Origin of the sequence: Crossiella sp. SN42, assembly GCF_023897065.1 — a bacterium.
Lineage (GTDB): Bacteria > Actinomycetota > Actinomycetes > Mycobacteriales > Pseudonocardiaceae > Crossiella.
In genome coordinates this window covers 115,934-135,428 of record NZ_JAMHIV010000012.1, presented here as the reverse complement: position 1 = coordinate 135,428, position 19,495 = coordinate 115,934, and the positions used below count along the sequence as shown (strand labels likewise).

Here is a 19,495-nt window from a genome sequence, read left to right as displayed (position 1 = left end):
TGTCGACCTCATCTTGGCGAACCGGGCAGCGGTTCCTCGACGCAGCCCGCCAGTTCGGCCATGGCCGCCCGCCGTCCCGCGTCGACCGCGGCGCGCAGCAGGTGCGGACGGCGCTCGGTGCGGCCGATGCGCGCGCTGCCCAGCGGCGGCCGGATCTGCAGGGTCGCGGGGTGCGAGGCCAGCAGGCGTTCCTCCTCCGCCCGGATGAGGTTGCCGCGCAGCCAGGGATCGAGGGCTCCTGGGGCGTGCCGGGCGAACCAGCGCGAGGCCACCAGGCGCTCACCGAGGGAGGGCGGTGCGGAGGTCTCGTCCGCGCGCCGGGTGCGCAGCGCGAGGATGTGCGTGGCCCCCTGCGCGAGCGCGGTGCGCACCGGGATGGCCTCGCTCAGCCCGGCGTCGACCAGCGACCGCCCGTCGAACTCGACCGGTTCGCCCGCGAGGATGGGCATCGCGGTGGAGGCGCGCAGCGCGGCCTGGATGCCGGCCTGGTCGCGGAGCCGCGGGTGCAGGTCGACGGCCTGGCCGGTGCGCGCGTCGGTGGCGATCGGGTGGAACTCCACCGGGTTGTCCAGGATCTCCTGGAACCCCATCGGCATGATCTGGGTGTACACGGTGTGCACCAGGAACCGGGTGTCCACCACGGGCCGCAGGCGCAGCGCCCGCCGGAGGCTGATGGTGGTGCCCATGACCACCGGGTCCCACCAGGCGTGCATGGTGCTTTCCGCGCGGCCGCACAGCAGCCAGGCCGCGTTGAGCGCACCGGCTGAGCTGCCGTAGACGGCGTCGAACATCGGCAGCAGGCCCAGTTGTTCGATGGGCACGGTCATGCCGCTGGAGTATGCGCCGCGCGAGCTGCCGCCCTCGATCAGGAGCGCCAGGCGGGCGTTGTCCTCGCGGTGGCCGGGAGTGCTGCCCTGGCGCTTGCGGTCGCGGAGCAGCTGCAGAACGGTGTGGGTCACCCTTCCTTTGTAGAGCGTGGCGCTCCGCTGAGCGGAACCACCGCAACCAGGACCGCCAGCGCCGCGAACCCGTAGCCCAGCGTGGCGACCGTCGCCACCCCCGCCACCAGCAGCGGCCCCCCGGCATCGCCCAGTTCCCGCCCCACCTCCGCCGCGCCCATCGTCTGCCCCATACGTTCCTCGGGCGTGGCCGCGGCCAGGGCGGCGAAGCCGAGCGGGGTGACCAGGCCGGTGCCGGCGCCGATCAGCGCGGCGGCCAGCAACACGCCGAGCAGACCGGGCAGGATCGCCGCGGCCAACCCAGCCGCGGTGAGGAGCAGTCCGGCGCGCAGTCCGGTGCGGGTGCTCAGGCGGCCGGCGTCCAGGGCCCGGCCCGCGGTGGGCTGGACGATCGCGGCGGTGGCGGCCAGCACGGAGACCGCGGCGCCGGTGGCGATGGCGCCGAGACCGGCCGCCGCGCCGGAGACCGGCAGGAAGCCGACGCCCACGGAGAGCGCGGCGGTGGCCGCGGCCAGGGCGGCGACCGGGGCGAGGAAGCAGCGGTCGGTCAGACGGCGGGCGAGGTCCGCGACGGTCTGCCGTTGGCGGGGCAGCGGGGGCACGGCGGGCACGGTGATGGCGGCCCACACCGCGACGGCCGCGCCGCAGGCCGCCATCACCGTGAACAGCAGCCACAGGCCCCCCGCCCAGGCCAGCACGCCGCCGAGCAGCGGGCCGAGGGTGTAGCCGATGGACTTGTAGAAGCCGTAACTGCCGAAGGCGCGGCCGCGCCTGGCCGCCGGGTTCAGCCGGGCGACCATCGCCGAGGCCGAGGGGGAGAAGGCCGAGGCCGCCGCGCCCTGACCGAGGCGGGCGGCCCACAGCCAGCCGGGGCTGTCCGCGACCGCGTACAGGCCGGAGGCCACGGCGAAGGCGATCAGGCCGCCCAGCAGCACCGGCTTGCCGCCGATCCGGTCGGCCAGCGAGCCGAACACCGGCTTGAGCACCACCTCCGCGCCGTCGTAGAGGGCGAGCAGACCGCCCAGCACCAGCAGGGAGGTGACCGCGTCCTCGGCCGAGCCGCCCAGGTTGGCCGCGATGCCGTGCGCGCCGAAGGCGGTGGTGAACCCGGCGGCGTACAACGGCCACATGGCCCGGTCGGAGTTCGGCACGAGCTGGAACCTAGTGTCCTGAGTCGAAGCCGTCAGCGTTGAAGTTGTGGATCACATCCCGGACCCGGTCCGCGCCGGTGAACGTCACCTCGGCGGTCTTCGCCACGGGTATGCCCTGTGCGGACAACAGCGCCAGCTGCGCCCGGCGCCAGGTCACCACCGACCCGGTGCCCTACGGATGATCCGCAGCAGCCGCCTGCCCTCGCCGTCATCGATCCCACGCACGCGCTCTGCCACACCGGCACAGCCTGCCGGACGCGCGCGCCGCCGAAGTGGAATCCGGACGGCACCTCACCGCAGCACAGCACAAGGGGCGCTGATGCGGCGCTAGCCGAGATCTAGAACCTCATCGTCCGCGTGCGTGCCGAACTCGGCGACGCGCACCTCCGCGATGCGCTCGTACCGGCTGATCCGGTCGGTCCACTCCGCGTCGACGCCGAACGCCACCTGCGCGAAGCCCACCCGCCCGACGGCCTCGGCCAGGCCCGGGTCGCCAGGCGCCAGCAGCCGCACCGGCGTGTCAAGCGCCACGGTGTGCGGCGGCACGAAGTACTCGTCCGGCAAAACGGTGCGCGCATGGACGAGCGCGCCGACAGCGACAACCGAACCGGCCCCCAACCGTGCGCTCTGCAGGATCGTCGCCGCGGTCGCCACGTAGACGCACCTGCCGACCGCACAACCCAGCAGCGTGGCATGCGGCCCCACGAAGACGTGATCGTCGACAAGCACCGGCTGATCGCCGGCGACCGCAGACCCGCGCAACACGGCGTTCTCGCAGATCACCGCCGCCTCCCCGACCTCGATCCGAGACCCCTCGGCATCGAGCACCGCGCCGTACATCACCCGCGCCCTCGGCCCCACGCGGACATCACCGACGAGCGTGGCCGTCGGGGCGACGTAGGCGGTGGGATGGACCCGCGGCTCATGCCCGCGGTGCCGGATGCGGATTCCCTGCGCTACAGCGATCATGAGCGGATTCTCGGCCGACCGACCGCGAGCATGCTGGCGGATTTCAGACGTCGCGTTCGAGGAGACCTGTGCCATCCTCGATCCGAGGCACTACAAGGCCAACGTTGGCTCATACGGCACTGGCTTGACGCGGTGGCGGCATCCCGTCCGCCTGGGGAACTGAGGAGCACTGATGTCCACCACGATGACCGGAGCTTCCGTTCGCCCCTTGGTGACCGCGGCCGCGGGCTGCTGACGCCGCGCGGATAGCAGCACAGTCAGCACACCTCCCGGTCGCCGGGGCGAGGTGACACGTGTCGCCGGCCCTTGGCGCCCTCTGGCGTCTCCGTTCGCCTTTCCGGGAGTTCCGCTGTGTCCGCCGATCAGACCGTCGACCGCAATGTCCGCCTGCTGAGCTGGTTCAACTTCTTCGGTGACTTCCGCCTGTACGGGCCGATCATGGTCATCTACTTCGCGCAGGTCACCGGCTCCTACACCGCCGCCGCCAGCCTCCTGGCGGTGAAGATGCTGTCCTCGGCCGCGTTCGAGGTCCCGGCCGGGGTGCTCTCCGACCGCCTCGGCCGGCGCGGCACCATGATCGCCGGCGCCGTGATCATGGTGGCCGCCCACCTCGGGTACGCCGGTGCTTCCGGCTACGGCCTCCTGCTGGCCGCTGTGGTGCTGGAGGGACTGGCGACCGCGCTGTGGAGCGGCAACAACGAGGCCCTGCTCTACGACACGTTGCTGGAAGTCGGCCGGGAGCAGGAGTTCCCTCGGCACTCGGGCCGGGTGAACTCGATGTTCCAGATCGCGCTCGCCCTGGCGGCGCCCCTGGGTGGCGTGGTCGCCGGCGTGTGGTCGCTGCGTGCGGTGGTCGTGCTGTCGGTCCTGCCGCAGGTGCTGTGCCTGCTCGTCGCCTTGGGGATCCGGGAACCGCGGGTGCGCGGACCGCTGGCCTCGAACGCGCTGGCGCACCTCGGCTCGGCCCTGCGCGGCATCCGCCGCAGTCCGGTGCTCCGCCGGTTGACCCTGGTGTCGGCGCTTCGTCACAGCGGCGAAAGCGCGGCCCAGCTGTCGCCTGCTTTTGTGGCGGGGCTGTGGCCGCTCTGGGCGCTGGGCCTGTGGCGCACCTTCGGCCATGGCGTGGCCTTCGTCGGCTTCCGCGTCAGTGGCTGGGTGATCGGCCGGGTGGGCGCGGCCCGCACGCTGCTCTTCGGGGAGCTGTTCGACCACGTGGCGAACTTCGTGGCGCTGATCAAGCCGACGGTGTTCTCGCCCGTGCTGCTCGGGTCACCGGCCTACGGCATGTCGACCATCGCCCAGCAGACGTTGCTGCAGCGCGAGTTCACCGACCGGGAACGCGCGACGATGGGTTCGCTGGCCTCGCTGCTCGGCAGCGTGCTCTACGCGTTCGTCGCACTGGGAGCCGGTCTGGTGGCAGATCGTTGGGGCATCGTCGCGGCGCTGCTCGCGATCCAGGCGGTGGTGCTGATCGCACTTCCGCTCGCCTGGTGGCAGGCACGGTGACCCGCTCCGGGCTGGGCGGCTGACCCGGCTTCCTCTTGCCGCCCGCCCAGCCCGGAGCGCGACTAGCCGATCACCACCGGCCGCGGGGCGACAGCTCGCCGGTGGAGTGCGCCAGCACCTGCTGCGTGTCCGCCCGCATCCGGTGCCCGTTGGCCGGGGCGCCGCCGTCGATCACGGCAGCCGTGTCCCAGGCCCGGCAGGCTCGTCCTGCCGGTGTCGCGATTGTGCTGACCCTTGTTGTGTTCACATGCAACCCCTCACACCCTGGTCTCCCGGATGGACCTGGGCGGCTCAGGTCTACCTCTGCCGGAGTTGTCTGGTGTCGGGGCGGCTGCCGTACAAACAACTCCCGTACTTCCCTGGACGGCGGGTTACGCGCAGGTCACGGACTTTCCGGTACCGGGGTGCGCTTGGTGGGGAAGCCGAGGCGGACCGGGACGCCGCAGTGCTCGAGCAGCTCCACCGGCTCGTCGGCGAAGCGCAGGAACGAGGCGCCGAGGGAGCGGTGGGCGGGCCATTCGCCGGGCGGGGTGAGGCCCGCGTTGGCCAGCATCTTGCCGATCAGCGGGTCGAAGGGGTGCCAGGCGCCGTCGACCTTGATGTCCAGCCAGCTGTGCCCGGTGGAGTAGGGCTTGGCCAGCAGCAGGCCGAAGGAGGTGCGCGCCTCGACGCCCAGGCGGGCGGCCTCGGCGGCGAGGTAGCGGGCGGCCAGGTCGCAGTCGGCCAGGCGGGTGCGGCGGACGAAGTCCAGGTCCTCGCGCAGGTCCAGGGAGGGGACCAGGTAGTGCTCGACCTTGCTGAGCAGCTCGATCAGCTGCCGGGGCGCTCCGGTGAGCTCGATGCTCTCGCCCTGGGCGCGGTGCCGGATGGTGAACACCGGCCTGGCCGGGTCGGTGGGGTGCTCGGTGATCAGCGGGGCCAGGCCGGGGTGGATCCGGTAGGGCGCGCCGGGGTCGAGGCAGCCGCCGGTGCAGGTGGGGATGAGGCGGACCGCGTAGTCGACCGGGACGCCCGCGGTGCCGTGCCGCAGGGCCGCGACCCAGCCGCGCATGCCCATGAACCGCGGTGAGGGCAGGCGCAGGGTGACCGCGATGCTGGCCAGGTCGTGGTTGTCGTAGCGCGGGCCGTCAGGGGTGTCGGCGCGGGGGAGGCCCTCGGCGGTCAGCTCGGCCAGCAGGTCCGGCGGGATCTGGTGGACCTTGGTGGCGGTCTCCGGGGTCTCGGTGAAGCTGCGGTGGTGTTCGGGGATGCGGCGGGCGCGGGCCACGATCTCGCGCACGGGAGTGCTCACCGCGGTCTCCTTTCCGGTCAGGGCAGTTCGGTGACCGAGGCGAGCGCGGCCAGTTGGGTGTGCAGCTGTCGGCGGCTGATCTTGCCGCGGGGGGTGCGCGGGATGTCCTCGACGGCGAGGAAGGTCCTGGGCAGCTTCTGCGTGGACAGCAGCCCCATCAGGTGCTTGCGCAGCTGGGACCTGGTGACCCCTGGACTGGCCGTGAGCACCAGGCCGACGGTGGCGCCGAGCAGCTCGTCCGGCACCGGGTAGGCGACCGCCTCGGTCACCCCCGGGCAGGACTGGGCGGCGGTCTCCACCTCGTAGGCGAGCACGTTCTCCCCGCCGCAGTTGATCACGTCGTCCAACCTGCCCAGCACCGTCAGCTCGCCGTTGGCCGCGCGTACGCCCAGGTCGGCGGTGGGCAGCCAGCCCTCGACTGTGCGCGCCCCGGCGGAGATGATCGCGCCCCTGGCCCAGATCTCGCCGGGCTCGCCGGTGACCACCCGCCCCTGCTCGTCGCGGACCTCGATCTCGCACAGCGTGGGGTGGCCGACCGTGCCGGGGGTGGCGACCTCCGGCGGCAGGCCCTGGGAGGCCAGCTCGCCGGGCGCCTCGGTCATCACGTAGGCGCTGACCACCGGCACGCCGAAGTGCTCGGCCAGCGCGACCTGCCGCCGCGCGCCGAGAGCCGCCGCGCTGCCCCGGAGCAGGCGCAGCTCGGGCAGGCTGATCCGGCCCGACTCGCTCAGCCGCTGCAACTGGCTGAGCACCGCGGGCACGCTGGCGCACCAGGTCGGGCGGTCCCGTTCGGTGACCTCGGCCAGCGCGGCCACGTCGCGCACCCCGCCCACGGTGACCCGGCCGCCGCGCAGCAGCGGGGCGAGCACCGTGGTGACAAAACCCAGGGTGTGGTTGAGCGGGCTCAGCGCCAGGCCGGTGTCGGCGGGACAGAGGCGGAGCCGGTCGGCCACACCACCGGCGGCGGTGACGATCTGGGCCGGGGTGAAGCCGATGTGCTTGGGACGGCCGGTGGTGCCGGAGGTGAAGAAGCCGATGCCCGGCGCGCCCGCCTCGCCCGCACCGGGTTCGACGGTGACCGTCTCGCGCGCGAGCAGCGCGCCGATCTCCGCGCACGCGGCCTGCCGCTGCTTCGCCCACTGCCACAGGCCGGCCGCGCCCGGGTCGGTGAGCACCAGGTCGGGCCAGGTGGTCTCGGCCAGGCGGTCGTACTCCGGCGGCTTGAGCGCGGCGCTGACCAGCAGGCAGGAGTGCCCGTCGGCCAGGGTGAGCGCGGCGGGCAGCAGCAGGGCCGGGTCGTCGGTGGCCAGCCAGATCCGTTGCGGCGCGGCCGAACCGGGGATCCGGACCGCGTCAGCCAGCCGCTCGGCCAGCCCGATCAGCTCCATTGTGGACAGTGCGTCCCGGCCGGGCGAGCGCAGCACGCCCTCGGGGTGCAGTGCGGCGGCGAGTGTCGGTGTCATCGGTGTCCTTCGTGGTCAGTCCAGCACCCGGCGGCGGAAACCGGCCAGTCCGATGGGGGCGAGCACACAGAGAAAGAGCGTCAGCACGGTCAGGCACAGCCACACCGGCAGGTGCTCGACGTCTGCCAGGGAGGCGGCCCGCGCGGCCTCGCTGACATAGGTGAGCGGGTTGAACAGCGAGACCGTCTGCAACCACGGCAGCGTGGACAGGGCAGGCCACGGATACTGGCTGGCCCCGGTGAACAGCAGCGGCGGCAGCAGCACCGCGAACAACAGGTTGATCTTCTCCGGCGGCACCCAGGTGCCCAGCACCAGGCCGAGCGTGGACCCGGTCAGCGCGCCCAGCGCGATCACCAGCACCAGCAGCGGCACACCCTCCGGGCGCACCGGCACCGAGTCCAGCACCAGCCAGCCCACCGGGTACACCGCGGCGGCGGCCAGCACCCCGCGCAGCATGCCGAAGACCACCTTCTCCAGCGCCACCAAGCCGAGCGGGAAGGGAGCAAGCAGCCGGTCCTCGATCTCCTTGAACGCGGCGAAGTCGATGGCCAGCGGCAGCCCGGTGCCCTGCACGCCGGTGAGCACCGCGGTGAAGGCGACCATGCCGGGGAAGAGCAGGTTGGCGTAGCCGGGGGAGGCGAAACCGACCGCGGTGATGACGTGGCCGAAGACCAGCAGCATGAACAGCGGTTGCAGCAGCACCTGCGCCAGGAAGCTCCACAGGTCGCGGCCGGTGACGTAGAGGTCGCGCAGCAGCACCGCGCCGAAGGTGCGGGTGTAGTCCAGGGCCCGGCTCATCGCAGGGACCGCCCGGTCAGGCGCAGGAACACGTCCTCCAGGGTGGGTTTGCCCACGTGCACATCGGCCAGCGCCACCCCGCGCGCGGCCAGCAGTGTGTCCACTGTGGACAGAAGCCCTGGCGTGCCGGTGTCGGCGATCAGGCGGAGTCGCAGCCGCTGGTGCTCAGGGCGCAGCTCGGCCTGTTCGACTTCGCGCACGCCACCGAGCCCGGCGGCGGCCTGGCGCAGTTCGGCCAGCTCGGCCTGGCCGAAGCCGGGACCCGGCGTGCCCGCCACCTCCAGCACGGTGTCGTCGGTGACCGTGCGGGTCAGCGCGGCCGGGGTGTCCATGGCGATCAGCCTGCCGTGGTCGATGATGCCGACCCGGTCGGCCAGCTCGGCCGCCTCCACCATGTCGTGCGTGGTGAGCAGCACGGTCACCCCTCGGGCGCGCAGCTCGCGCACGCGCTGCCAGATGAACTGCCGGGCCGCCGGGTCCAGACCGGTGCTCGGCTCGTCCAGCACCAGCACCGCCGGATCGTGCATCAGCGCGCGGGCGATCTTCACCCGCTGCGCCTGCCCGCCGGAGAGCCGTTGCGGCCGTTCCCCGGCGTGCCCGGCCAGGCCGAACTCGGTGAGCAGCTGCCGGGCCAGCTCGCCGCGGCGGGCCGCTGGCAGCCGGTGGTAGCGGGCGTGGAAGAGCAGGTTCTGCTCGATGGAGATGGCCCGGTCCAGGTTGTTGTGCTGCGGCACCACGCCCAGCACCCGTCGCGCCTCCACCGGGCGGGCGCGCACGTCCACTCCGGCGATGCGGATCTCGCCCTCGGTGGGCACCACCCTGGTGGTGATCGCGCCGATCGTGGTGCTCTTGCCCGCGCCGTTGGGGCCGAGCAGCCCGAACACCTCGCCCTCGGCGATGCGGAAGCTCAGCCCGGCCACCGCCGGGACCTCCCGCCGGGGATAGCGTTTGACCAGGCCCTCGACCAGCACGGCCGGTGTGGTGCTGCGGATCATCAGGACAGCCTGCCACCACTGTGCGCCAGCCGCTGCCGGTCCACCTTGCCGGTGGAGGTGCGCGGGATGGCCGGGATCACGTGCACCGCGTCCGGCACCATGTAGCCGGGCAGCCGTTCCCGGCAGGCGGCGTAGACCTGCTCCGCGCCCGCCTCGCCCAGCAGCACCAGGAACGCCTCGATCCGGGTGCTGCCCGCCGCGTCCGGCACCGCGACCACCGCGCACTCGTCTACAAAGGACTGTCCATTGAGGACTGACTCGATCTCGCCGAGCTCGACCCGGTAGCCGTTCTTCTTGATCTGGCCGTCGCGGCGGCCGATGAAGGTGAAGCTGCCGGTGTCGTCGGCGCGGACCAGGTCGCCGGTGCGGAAGACCAGGTCGCCGTCGGCGCCGGTGAGCGGGTTGGGCACCAGCTTCTCCGCGCTGCGGGCCGGATCGCCCCAGTAGCCGCGCATCACGGTGGCCCCGCGCACGTACAGCTCGCCGACCTCGCCGGGCGGCACCGGTTGCCCGTCGGGTCCGGCGGCCCAGGCGCGGGTGTTGGCGATGGCGCGGCCGATCGGGATCTCGGTGGCCCCCTGCGGCGGCGGGCCGTCCAGCTCGTGCCAGGTGCACACGTTGGTCTCGGTCGGCCCGTACAGGTTGGCGAAACGCTTGCCGGGCAACAGTTCCATCAGCGCGCGCAGCCGGTCCACCGGGAACACCTCACCGGCGAAGAGCACCAGGCGCAGTGCGGGCAGCGCGCCGGGGGACAGGCCGGCGCGGGTGGCCAGCGCGCTGAGCACGGCGGGCACCGAGTACCAGACCGAGATGCGCTGTTCGGCGATGAACTGGGCCAGCCGCACCGGGAACATCGACAGCCGGGGCGGCACCAGCACCACCGCGGCCCCGGCCTTGGCCGCGGCGAAGAGGTCCAGGATGGACAGGTCGAAGTGGAACGGGGCGTGGCTGGAGAGCCGGTCGGCCGCGGTGATGGCGAACTCCGCCACCGCCCAGTCCACGAAGGCCATCGCGTTGCGGTGGCTGAGCATCACGCCCTTGGGCGCGCCGGTGGAGCCGGAGGTGTAGATCAGGTAGGCCAGGTCGCCCTCGGTGGCGGGCGCGGGCCCGGTGTGCGGCTCCGCGGTGACCGCCTCGGCCAGCGGGAGCACCCTGGCCCCGGGGATGGTGCCGAGCCGCGGCTCGTCGGCCAGCACCGCGGTGAGCCCGCCGTCGGCGACCACGGTGGCCAGCCGGGCCGGGGGCGCCTGCGGGTCGAGGCAGACGTAGGTCGCGCCGGCCCGCAGCACCGCGTAGATCGCGGCGACGGTGTCCACGGACTTCTCCGCGTGGATGCCCACCCGGTCACCCGGCCGCACCCCGGCGGCGTGCAGCGCGCCCCTGATCCGGTCGGCGCGTTCGCTCAGGGTGGCGTAGCTGTGCTCGCCGCCGCCGTCGACCACCGCGACCGCCTGCGGGGTGGCCGCGACCGAGGCGTCCAGGTAGTGGTGCAGCAGGTAGTCCACCTCAGCTGCCCTCCTTCTCCCGGACGTAGCGGACGATCGCGGCCAGGTCCTCGAAGTTCTCCGGCAGGATGTCCTCGTCCTCCACCACGATGGCGAACTGGCGCTCCAGGTGCGCGACCAGCTCCATCAGCGTCATGGAGTCCAGCACCCCGTTGTCCAGCAACGGATAGCTCTCGGTCAGCGGCACGTCCGGGCCGGGCCAGCGGCGGCTCTTGAGCACGAACTCCCGGACCGAGGTCTCGATCACCGTCTGCGCGGTCACAGTCCCACCTTCTTGGCTACCAGGTTCATCAGCGTCTCCGAGGTGCCCGAGTACAACCGGCTGCCCACCGCGTCCAGCAGCTCCTGGCCAAGGCCGGACTCGGCCAGGAAGCCGGAGCCGCCCCGGATCTGCAGCGCGTCCAGGCTGGAGGCCACGTAGGACTCGCTGACCGCGAGCTTGGCCAGCGCGCCGTGCAGCCGGGGGTCGTCCCGGTGGTCCAGCGCCCAGGCGGCCCTGCGCACCAGCAGCCGCGCGGACTCCAGCCGCAGCCGCATGGCGGCGACCTTGTGCGAGACCGCCTGGAACTCCCCGATGGGGTGGCCGAACTGCTCGCGCTCCTTGGCGAAGGCCACCGTCTCGGCCAGCTGCCGGGCCATCGCGCCGACCACGCAGGCCAGGATCAGGGTGCGCTCCCAGTCCATCGAGGACAGGAACACCGCCGCGCCGCCACCGGGTTTGCCCAGCAGCGCGTCCGCCGCCAGCACGCAGTCGTCCAGGAACACCTGGGCCATCGGCGAACCGTGCAGCCCGAGCTTGCGCTCGTCGGGGCCGACACTGAGGCCAGGGGTGTCCCGGGGCACCAGGAACGCGGTGAGCCCGGCGAAGCCGCGGTTGCGGTCGGTGCTGGCGAAGACCACGAACAGCCCGGCCACCGGCGCGTTGGTGACGAACAGCTTCGAGCCGGTCAGCCGCCACTTGTCGCCGTCGCGGACCGCGCTGGTGCGCAGGGCGAAGGCGTCGGAGCCGGAGCCGGGTTCGGTCATGCCGTGCGCGGCGATCAGCTCGCCCCCGCACAGCGCGGGCAGGTAGCGCTGCTTCTGCTCAGCGGAGCCGAAGCGGGCGATCGGGTGCTGGGCGGCCCACATCTGGGCGTTCAGCGAGAACATCAGCCCGCTGTCCCGGCAACCCTGGCCCAGGGCCTCCATGGCCAGCGCGGCGGTGAGCGCGTCCGCGCCGCCACCGCCGTACTCGGCAGGCACGGTCAGACCGAGCAGGCCGGCCTCGGCACAGCGCCGCCAGGCCTCCTGGTCGAACCGGACCACGCCGTCTTCCCCGGCGCGCGGCGGCGGCAGGGCGGTGGCGAGGTCGCTGATCACCGCGCAGTACTCCCGCTGGTCCGCGGTGGGCGCGAAGTCCATGCCGCTCACCCCTTCCGGAACTCGGTGATGGCGGCCAGCACCTGCGCGCGCACCGCGGCGCGGGCGGCGGCGCTGGCGATGCCGTGCAGCTTGCCCGGCTCCACCCGCACCGACAGCGCGGGCAGCTCGCTGCGGTAGCCGGGCCCGAAGCGGCCGGTCATGGCGGTGTCGAAGCGGGGCCAGTCCAGGTCCTGCTCGCCGTAGACCACGAACATCGGCACGCCGGCCTCGACCGCAGGGGCCAGCTCGGCCAGGAACGCGGCGGTTTCCCTTGCCTCGCGGTCGGTCTCGGCCTCCGTGGCGGCGGTCAGCGGCGGGAACAGCAGCACCAGCCCGTCGACCTGGAGCCCTCGGTTGACCGCGGCCAGCGCGCCGCGCGCGCCGAAGCACTCGGCCACCAGCACGATCCGGGACACGCCCCGCTCGCGCAGACAGGCCGCGGCGGTCTCGGCGGCCAGGGCCTGCGGGGAGTCGAAGTCGAAGGCGGCCGAGACGGTGCTCTCGCCCGCGCCCTGCTGGTCGATCCGCAGCGCGTGGTGCCCGGTGGCGGCCAGCTCGCGGGCCAGCGCGGTGCTCAGCCTGGCGTTGCCGAAGGCGGCGATTCCCGCGCCCTGCACGAAGATGACCCCGGTGCCGTCAGGCTCGGCCACCGGTTCGGTGAGCACGGCGAAAAGCCGGTCCTGGCCCGCGTCCAGGAACAGCGGGCGCTCGTGGTCGGTGCTCGCCTCAGCCATCGGCGCACCTCTCGCTCAGCCAGTCGGCGCAGCGCGCCACCAGCGCGGGACTGGGCTCGGACTGCTCGCCGACCAGCCACCAGTCCACCGGCGCGGACAGGTCCTCGATCTCGACACCCTCGGCGGCCAGTTCGTGCACCGGGGCGTTCTGCCCGGCCGCGCCGCCGACGGTGACCAGCAGCGCGCGCACACCGGCGAGTTCTTGCCCGAGCCGACGCTCGCGCAGGCTGGCGTGGCAGCGGGCGGTGACCGGGTAGCCGAGCACGTCCACCGTCTCGCCCTCGGCCAGCGCGGCGAAGAGTTCCTTGCTGCTGCGGCGATCCCGGTCCTTGAGCACCAGCTCCCGCATGAACCGGGTGCGGAAGGCCTGCTTGAAGTAGTGGTCCGGTTCGGCGAAGGGCGCCAGGCCCAGCACCGCCGCGCCGGTGCGCGCGGCCACCGCGGCCGCCGGGTAGCAGCCGAGGCGGCTGCCGGCGAGGGCGAAGGGCGCGGAGCCGGTGTGCACGGACACCGCCGCGGCCACCCGTTCGGTGTCGGCGATCATCGTGGCCAGGTCCAGCTCACCGTCGGCCCCGTCGCTGTGCCCGGTGCCGCGGTAGTGGAAACGGGCGGTCACGATGCCGCGCGCGGCCAGCTCGCGGGCCAGCGCCAGCTCGGTGCGGGCGATGGCCAGCGCGTCGGTGAGCAGCGGCGGGCACAGCACCACCCCGCCGCGCGGCCTGCTGCCGCGTGGCAGGTGCAGGACGGTGAACACCCGGTCCCGCGCCGGGCCGAGGAAGGTCACCCGCTGCACGTCCCGCTCGTGCGCCAGGTCCACGGTCATACCGGCTGCCCCGCCTGCCTGCTCTGCTGGAACAGCGCGGTCAGCTTGCCCCGCTTCGCCTTTCCGGTGGCCGTGCGCGGGATCTCGGGCAGCACCGCCACGTGCGCGGGCGCGAACTTCCCGTCCACCGCCCGCAGCTTGTCCACAATGGACAGTGTGCGATCGTCGTCCTCCGCCCCGGCGACGAAGACCACGATCTCGTCCCAGGAACCGGCGCTGGGCACCCCGACCACGGCGAAGTCGGCCTCGCGGGGCAGCAGCGGGGCCAGCTCGTCCTCGATCACGTGCGGCGCGGTGCGCCCGGTCTCCAGGAACAGCAGCTCCTTCAACCGGCCCACCAGGTGGATCTCCCCGTCCGGGGCCAGGTAGCCCAGGTCGCCGGTGAACACCCAGCCGTCCGGGTGGATGTCGTCCAGGCCCTCGCCCTCGCGCAGGTAGCGCAGCGGCGGCACACCCTGGCGGCGCACCGCGATCTCGCCGACCTCACCAGCGGGCAGCGACTTCCCGTTGTCCACCACGCGGATCTCGGTGCCGGGCAGGGGACGGCCGATGGAGTCCGGGCGCTCCGGGTCGAACACCTTGAGCCCCAGCGCCGAACCGGCCTCGGTGAGCCCGTACAGGCACACCACCCTGGCCTTGGGGAAGGTCTCCATGGCCAGGCAGCCGACCTGCTTGGGCACCACCCCGCCGACGGTCTTGATCACCCGCACCTGGGCCGCCCACTCCGGGCCGATCAGCTCGGTGTGCAGCAGCAGCGCGCGCAGCGAGTGCGGGGTCATGTGCAGCTCCACCGCGCCGGTGCGCGCACAGGCCTCGATCAGCTCGGGCGGGCTGGCCGCCCACACGCTGGTGACCCCGCGGGCCAGGTGGTGCAGGGCCACCCCGTGCACCCCGGCGGAGGCGGCGGCGGGCACCCCGCCGTGCGCGACCACCTTGGTCTGGCGCACCTCGCGGGAGGTGCTCATCGGCAGCGTCTCCAGCCACTGCTGGTGGGTGGAGGCCACCGGCTTCCAGGCCCCGGTGGTGCCGGAGGTGAACACCACGTCCAGCTCGCCGTTGGCCGCGAGCACCGGCGCCAGCTCCACCGCGGGGCCGGTCGCCTCTGCCAGTAGTTCGGCCACGCCCAGCACGCCGGCGCGGGCCTGCGGCGCGAGCACGTGCCGGGCGCCCAGCTCGGCGGCCGGGGCGAACTCCGGTTCCGGGGCCAGCACCGGCACCGCGCCCAGCCAGACCACGGCCAGGTAGGCGTGCAGGAACTCCGCCCAGCCCAGCTCCTTGGTCTCGATGGTCACCCGGTCGTCGCGGCCGATGCCGTGCTCGCGCAGCCGCAGCGCGGCCCGCCGCACCGCGGCCAGCAGCGCCCGCGCCGAGACGTCCGGCCAGCCCGGCTGCACCAGCAGGGTCCGGTCCGGGAAGGCGGCCGCGATGTCAAGAAGAAGTTTTGGCAAGCCTGCCGGTTGCTCAGCCATGATTGACAGCTTCGCTTTCCGCTGCTTTAGCCTCGGTGACCAATGACGCCCAGTGGTCGGCGAGTTCACCGAGAGTTTCCGATTCAAAAAAGAGCGACAGCTCCACGCCGCAACCACGAGTGGCGATCAGCCGGTCGTTGATGATGGCCGCGGTGAGTGAATCCCCACGCACATCGAGAAAGTGGTCATCCGGCTGGACTTTGTCGCCCAGGATCTCCGCGACGGTGTCGAGAAGTTCCTGGCGATAGCTGTCCAACGTGTCGACGGTCGACAAGACAGTCCCCTCCGCAGTGCGACTAGCTGGGAAGATGGCAGGAGTGGCGGGTAGCCGCCAGCACTTGTCGGGTGTTGCCGGAATTCGCGCACCTGGCGGTTAACTCGCCACCCAGACGGCTCAGCTGCGCGGGTCGTTCCGGTAACGACACCCCCTACGTCATTCGTACCATCGGCCCCGTCCTTGGTCAAACCAGATGTTTTTGTACACTTGCCGCACGGGCAGGTGAAGGATAATTCGCCGGGCCGGTTCGGCCACAGCCATCCGCTACGGCAACATTTGGATCGTGGAAGTCCGGCACAACGGCCCGCACCGCGGCAGGCAGCCGGGATCCGGAACGGAGACACGTGAACGAGAGCACCCCCGCAGGCAGGTCCGGGCCGTTGAGCCACGGACAGCAGTGGCACTGGCTGGAACGGCACCTGCCGCACGAGCGCCACTCCTTCTCGCTGCCGCTGCTGGACTCCTGCCGCCTGCCGGCCGGGGTGTCCACGGCGGAGGTCCGCGCCGCGCTGCGCACGCTGGTGCGCAGGCACGAGGCGTTGCGCACCACCGTCTCCCTGGACCGGCCGGAGCAGTTCGTCGGCGATCCGGACGAGCACCCGATCGAGCTGACCGAACTCGCCGCGGACGGACTCGACGAGGCCGCCCTGCACCGGGTGGTGCAGCTGGTGCGCTGCACGGTGCCCGGCGAGGAGGTCCCCGCCTTCACCGGCACGCCGGCGGAGACCGCGGTGCACCAGGCGCTCTCGGCGTTCATCGGCACCGGGTTCGAGGTCACCACCGAGTGGCCGTGGCGGGCCATGGTGCTGCTGCGGGACAGGTCGCCGGTGGTGCTGGCGCTGTTCATGAGCCACCTCGCCGCCGACGGCTGGGCCATGGCGGTGCTGCTGGAGGAACTGGTGGACCTGTTGCGCGGCAAGGAGTTGCCGCCTGCCCGGCACCACCCGCTGGACCAGGTCGCCGCGGAGGCCACGCCGCGCGCGCTGGCCGAGGCGCAGCGCTCGCACGAGCACTGGCTGGAGGTGGTGCGCGCGCACCCGCAGCACCTGCTGCCCGCCTTCTGCGCCGAGCAGGGCGGCGAGGCCAGGCACGCGGCGCGGCTGCGCTCGGCCGGCCTGCTCGCCGACTGCCAGGTGGTGGCCACCCGGCACGGGGTGAGCCTGCCGGTGGTGGTGCTGGCCGCCTGGGCCTTCCTGATCGCCGAACGCACCGGGGCGGACCGGTTCTGCCTGGACGTGATCGTCTCCAACCGGACCACCGCGCGCACCCGCACCAGCATCGGCCCGTACTCGGCCCCGGTGATGGTGCCGGTGCGCGCCGAGGCCGGGCTGACCTTCGACGAACTGGTCCGCCAGGTCTCCGAGGAGACCCTGCGCGGCTACCGGTTCAGCCGCTACGACCCCGGCGCGCTGCACATGGCCGTGCAGCGGCACGCGGCGCGCACCGGCGTGCAGCCGTTCTCGCTGCTGGACTTCAACTACCTGTCCTACTTCCCGGACACCGAGGTGGCCACCGGCGAGGACGAGCTCAGCGGTCACACCACCCCCGGCGCCTGCGGCTCGGTGTTCCTGGACATCGAGCCCGATGACGGCATGCTGCGGGTGGACCTCAACACCGGCGACCACCTGCTCACCCTGGACGACGCGCGGAACCTGTTGCGGCGCATGCGCGAACTGCTGCGCGCGGCCGCCGCGGGGGAGGACCTCGCGGTGCCCGCCGAGCGGACCGGGGTGCCCAAGGAAGGCTGGGTCGCCCTGCCGGCGGGCTGGGTGGACCTGGGCCTGACCACCGAGGTGCTGGCCGCCTGCCCGGGGGTCGAGTCGGTCGAACTGTCCATTGTGGACGACAAGGTGCGTGCCGAGGTGGTCGCCGAGGCCGGGCACACCCCGGCCACGCTGCGCCGGTTCGTGCTGGACCAGCTCAGCGAGCTGCCCGGCCTGCTCGCCCCGCACTGGTTCACCCTGCGCGCCGAAGCGGGCGGCCCGGTGCTGGCCGAGGGCGACGGGCAGGACCAGCCCCCTCAGCCACCGGCGGATCCGGCGGAGCTGGCGCTGGCCGGGGCGCTGACCGCGGTGCTGCCGGAGATCAACCCGGACCTGGGCCGCAGCCTGGCCGAGCTGGGCGCGCCGATGCTGGCCGCGCCGCTGGTGCTGGCCGAGCTGGCCCGGCGCGGCTACACCGGGCTGCTGGCCGACGAGCTGCTCGGCACCGAGTCCCTGGGCAGCCTGGCCGCCCGGCTGGAGCCGGTGGACTGAGCAGGACGGCACAACGCTGCCGGACCGGTCAGCCGACCGGTCCGGCCGCGATGCGCTCAGCACGGGATCAGGCCTCCGGCCCGGTAGGCTCCAGCACCGAGGCGGCGGCGAACTGGGTGGCCGCCAGCTGGCGGTACAGGTCGTCGTCGCTGATCAGCTCGCGGTGCGTGCCGCTGGCCCGCACCTTTCCGGCGTCCAGCACCAGGATCTGGCTCGCACTGGCCACAGTGGACAGACGGTGCGCGATCACCAGCACCGTGGTGGTGCCCGCGATGTCGGCGACCACCTCGCGCAGCGCCGCCTCGTTCACCGAGTCCAGCTGCGAGGTCGCCTCGTCCAGCAGCAGCAGCCTGGGGTAGCGCAGCAGCGCCCGCGCGATCGCGATCCGCTGCCGCTCGCCGCCGGAGAGCGTGGTGCCCCGGTGGCCGACCGCGGTGTCCAGGCCCTCCGGCAGCCGCCGCAGCAGGCTGTCCAGCCGGGTGAGCTCCAGCACCTGGCGGATCTGCTCGTCGGTGGCCTCCGGCGCGGCGAAGCGCAGGTTGTCCCGCAGCGTGCCGTGCAGCACCGGGGCGTCCTGCTCCACGTAGCCGATGGTGCGGCGCAGCTCGTGCAGCGGCCAGTCCCGGACATCCCTGCCGTCGATGGTCACCGAGCCGCGGTCGGCCTCGTAGAACCGTTCCAGCAGCGCGAACACCGTCGACTTGCCCGCGCCGGAGGAGCCGACCAGCGCGGTCATGCTGCCGGCAGGCGCCACGAAGCTCAGGTCGTTGTGCACCAGCTCGGTGTCCTCGCGGTAGCGGAAGCTCACCCCGGCGAACTCCACCGTCGCCGCGCCCGGCTCACCCTGCGGCGCGGTCACCGTCACCGGCGCGGGCTCCTCCACCTTCAGCTGCTCGACGTCCCGGACCCGGTGCACCGCGGCCAGGCCCACCTGCAGCTGGGTGGCGCCCACGGTCAGCCAGTCGATCGGCCGGTTCAGGTAGTACAGGTAGAGCAGGAAGGCCACCAGCGAGCTGATCGGCAGGTCGCCGGAGAGCACCCGCGCGCCGCCCACGCCGAGCACGGCCAGGAAGGCCAGCTGGATGGCCAGGCCCGCGGTCATGGTGGCCACCGCGTGCCAGGCGGCCACGGTGTACCCGGCCCGCCGGGCGAGGTCCACGTGCCCGGCGATCAGGTCGGTCTCCCGCGCCTCCGCGCCACTGGCCTTGACCGTGCGGAAGGCGCCGAGGGTGCGCTCCAGGTCGGAGCCGATCTCGCCGAGCGCGGCCTGCGCCTGCCCGGTGGCCCTGCCGATGCGCGGCAGCACCAGCGCCTCGCACACCATCATCATCAGCACCACGCCCGCGGTGACCAGCAGCAGCACCAGGTCCATGAAGACCATCACCACCAGCGCGCCAATCAGCAGCAGCACGCCGTTGACCGTGTTGGCCAGTGACTCCGCGGAGACCTGGCGCAGCAGCGTGGTGTCGGAGGTGACCCTGGCCATCAGGTCGCCCGGCCGGTTCTGGTCCAGCTCGCGCACCCGCAGCCGCATGATCCGGCCGACCAGGCCTACCCGGACGCCGCGCACCACGTTCTCCCCGGTGCGCTCCAGCAGGTAGGTGCCGCCCGCGTGCAGCGCGGCGGCGAGCACGAACAGCACGGCCATCAGCAGCACCGGCCCGGTCAGGTCACCACCGGCGCTGAGGGTGTCCAGCACCTCCTTGGTGGCCAGCGGGGCGGCCAGGCCGAGGATGCCGCCGAGGAAGCTGACCACGCCGCCGGCGATGAGCGTCCCGCGGTACGGCCGGACATAGCCGAAAAGGGTGCGCAGGGCGGACAGCGGTTTCTCCGGCCCTGCCGCGGCTGGGGCTGAATGCACGTGAGTTCCTCTCCGGACGATCAGGATGAAGTGGGGAG

The 19,495-nt window shown here is 73.0% G+C and carries 18 protein-coding genes; 2 read left to right on the top strand and 16 right to left on the bottom strand.

Going from position 1 to position 19,495, the window contains the following annotated elements:
- Positions 1 to 8: 8 nt before the first annotated feature.
- From M8C13_RS16220 to M8C13_RS16205, 4 genes are all read right to left on the bottom strand, one after another.
- Complete coding sequence (locus M8C13_RS16220; protein ID WP_252481423.1) at positions 9 to 959, bottom strand: patatin family protein; 951 nt, start codon at positions 957 to 959, stop codon at positions 9 to 11.
- Entirely contained in the window at positions 956 to 2,110 is a 1,155-nt protein-coding gene (locus M8C13_RS16215; protein WP_308202807.1) for an MFS transporter, read from the bottom strand. Before M8C13_RS16215 ends, M8C13_RS16220 begins: the two co-directional genes overlap by 4 nt.
- A gap of 10 nt (positions 2,111 to 2,120) precedes the next feature.
- Positions 2,121 to 2,267, bottom strand: a complete 147-nt coding sequence (locus tag M8C13_RS16210) for a helix-turn-helix domain-containing protein (RefSeq protein ID WP_252481422.1) — start codon at positions 2,265 to 2,267, stop codon at positions 2,121 to 2,123.
- Between the two features lie 170 nt (positions 2,268 to 2,437).
- Positions 2,438 to 3,079: a gamma carbonic anhydrase family protein gene (locus M8C13_RS16205; protein ID WP_252481421.1), complete on the bottom strand. Its 642-nt coding sequence runs from the start codon at positions 3,077 to 3,079 to the stop codon at positions 2,438 to 2,440.
- A 351-nt stretch (positions 3,080 to 3,430) separates the two neighbouring features.
- Here M8C13_RS16205 and M8C13_RS16200 point away from each other — a divergent pair, with 351 nt between their 5' ends.
- A complete protein-coding gene (locus tag M8C13_RS16200) occupies positions 3,431 to 4,585 on the top strand; it encodes an MFS transporter (protein ID WP_252481420.1) in 1,155 nt (384 codons plus the stop codon).
- Between the two features lie 382 nt (positions 4,586 to 4,967).
- On the opposite strand, the gene M8C13_RS16195 is transcribed toward M8C13_RS16200, so the two are convergent.
- The 11 genes from M8C13_RS16195 to M8C13_RS16145 are packed head-to-tail and all read right to left on the bottom strand — an operon-like array spanning position 4,968 to position 15,338.
- Positions 4,968 to 5,876 (bottom strand): hypothetical protein, encoded by a 909-nt coding sequence (locus M8C13_RS16195; protein ID WP_252481419.1) that lies wholly within the window; start codon positions 5,874 to 5,876, stop codon positions 4,968 to 4,970.
- Between the two features lie 17 nt (positions 5,877 to 5,893).
- On the bottom strand, positions 5,894 to 7,339 hold the full coding sequence (locus M8C13_RS16190) for a class I adenylate-forming enzyme family protein (RefSeq protein ID WP_252481418.1): 1,446 nt from the start codon (positions 7,337 to 7,339) through the stop codon (positions 5,894 to 5,896).
- 15 nt (positions 7,340 to 7,354) lie between these two features.
- Positions 7,355 to 8,137, bottom strand: a complete 783-nt coding sequence (locus M8C13_RS16185; protein WP_252481417.1) for an ABC transporter permease — start codon at positions 8,135 to 8,137, stop codon at positions 7,355 to 7,357.
- Entirely contained in the window at positions 8,134 to 9,132 is a 999-nt protein-coding gene (locus tag M8C13_RS16180) for an ABC transporter ATP-binding protein (protein ID WP_252481416.1), read from the bottom strand. The genes M8C13_RS16185 and M8C13_RS16180 overlap by 4 nt, the downstream gene beginning before the upstream one ends.
- The gene (locus tag M8C13_RS16175; RefSeq protein ID WP_252481415.1) at positions 9,132 to 10,637 is read right to left on the bottom strand and encodes an amino acid adenylation domain-containing protein; all 1,506 of its coding nucleotides are present in this window, start codon (positions 10,635 to 10,637) and stop codon (positions 9,132 to 9,134) included. The genes M8C13_RS16180 and M8C13_RS16175 overlap by 1 nt, the downstream gene beginning before the upstream one ends.
- A 1-nt stretch (position 10,638) precedes the next feature.
- Positions 10,639 to 10,899, bottom strand: coding sequence for an acyl carrier protein (locus M8C13_RS45445; protein ID WP_252481414.1), 261 nt, complete (start codon positions 10,897 to 10,899; stop codon positions 10,639 to 10,641).
- Positions 10,896 to 12,038, bottom strand: a complete 1,143-nt coding sequence (locus tag M8C13_RS16165; RefSeq protein WP_252481413.1) for an acyl-CoA dehydrogenase family protein — start codon at positions 12,036 to 12,038, stop codon at positions 10,896 to 10,898. The genes M8C13_RS45445 and M8C13_RS16165 overlap by 4 nt, the downstream gene beginning before the upstream one ends.
- A 5-nt stretch (positions 12,039 to 12,043) precedes the next feature.
- Positions 12,044 to 12,772 (bottom strand): alpha/beta hydrolase, encoded by a 729-nt coding sequence (locus M8C13_RS16160; RefSeq protein WP_252481412.1) that lies wholly within the window; start codon positions 12,770 to 12,772, stop codon positions 12,044 to 12,046.
- Positions 12,765 to 13,595, bottom strand: coding sequence for a serine aminopeptidase domain-containing protein (locus M8C13_RS16155; RefSeq protein WP_252481411.1), 831 nt, complete (start codon positions 13,593 to 13,595; stop codon positions 12,765 to 12,767). Before M8C13_RS16155 ends, M8C13_RS16160 begins: the two co-directional genes overlap by 8 nt.
- Positions 13,592 to 15,064, bottom strand: coding sequence for a class I adenylate-forming enzyme family protein (locus M8C13_RS16150; protein WP_252481410.1), 1,473 nt, complete (start codon positions 15,062 to 15,064; stop codon positions 13,592 to 13,594). Before M8C13_RS16150 ends, M8C13_RS16155 begins: the two co-directional genes overlap by 4 nt.
- A complete protein-coding gene (locus tag M8C13_RS16145) occupies positions 15,057 to 15,338 on the bottom strand; it encodes an acyl carrier protein (RefSeq protein WP_252481409.1) in 282 nt (93 codons plus the stop codon). The genes M8C13_RS16150 and M8C13_RS16145 overlap by 8 nt, the downstream gene beginning before the upstream one ends.
- A 347-nt stretch (positions 15,339 to 15,685) precedes the next feature.
- Between M8C13_RS16145 and M8C13_RS16140 the strand changes: the two genes are divergently transcribed.
- Positions 15,686 to 17,596 carry a condensation domain-containing protein gene (locus M8C13_RS16140; RefSeq protein ID WP_252481408.1) on the top strand — a complete coding sequence of 637 codons (1,911 nt, stop codon included), beginning with the start codon at positions 15,686 to 15,688 and terminating at the stop codon, positions 17,594 to 17,596.
- Between the two features lie 67 nt (positions 17,597 to 17,663).
- Here the strand turns inward: M8C13_RS16140 and M8C13_RS16135 are convergent, their stop codons facing one another.
- On the bottom strand, positions 17,664 to 19,457 hold the full coding sequence (locus M8C13_RS16135) for an ABC transporter ATP-binding protein (protein WP_252481407.1): 1,794 nt from the start codon (positions 19,455 to 19,457) through the stop codon (positions 17,664 to 17,666).
- Positions 19,458 to 19,495: the final 38 nt, after the last annotated feature.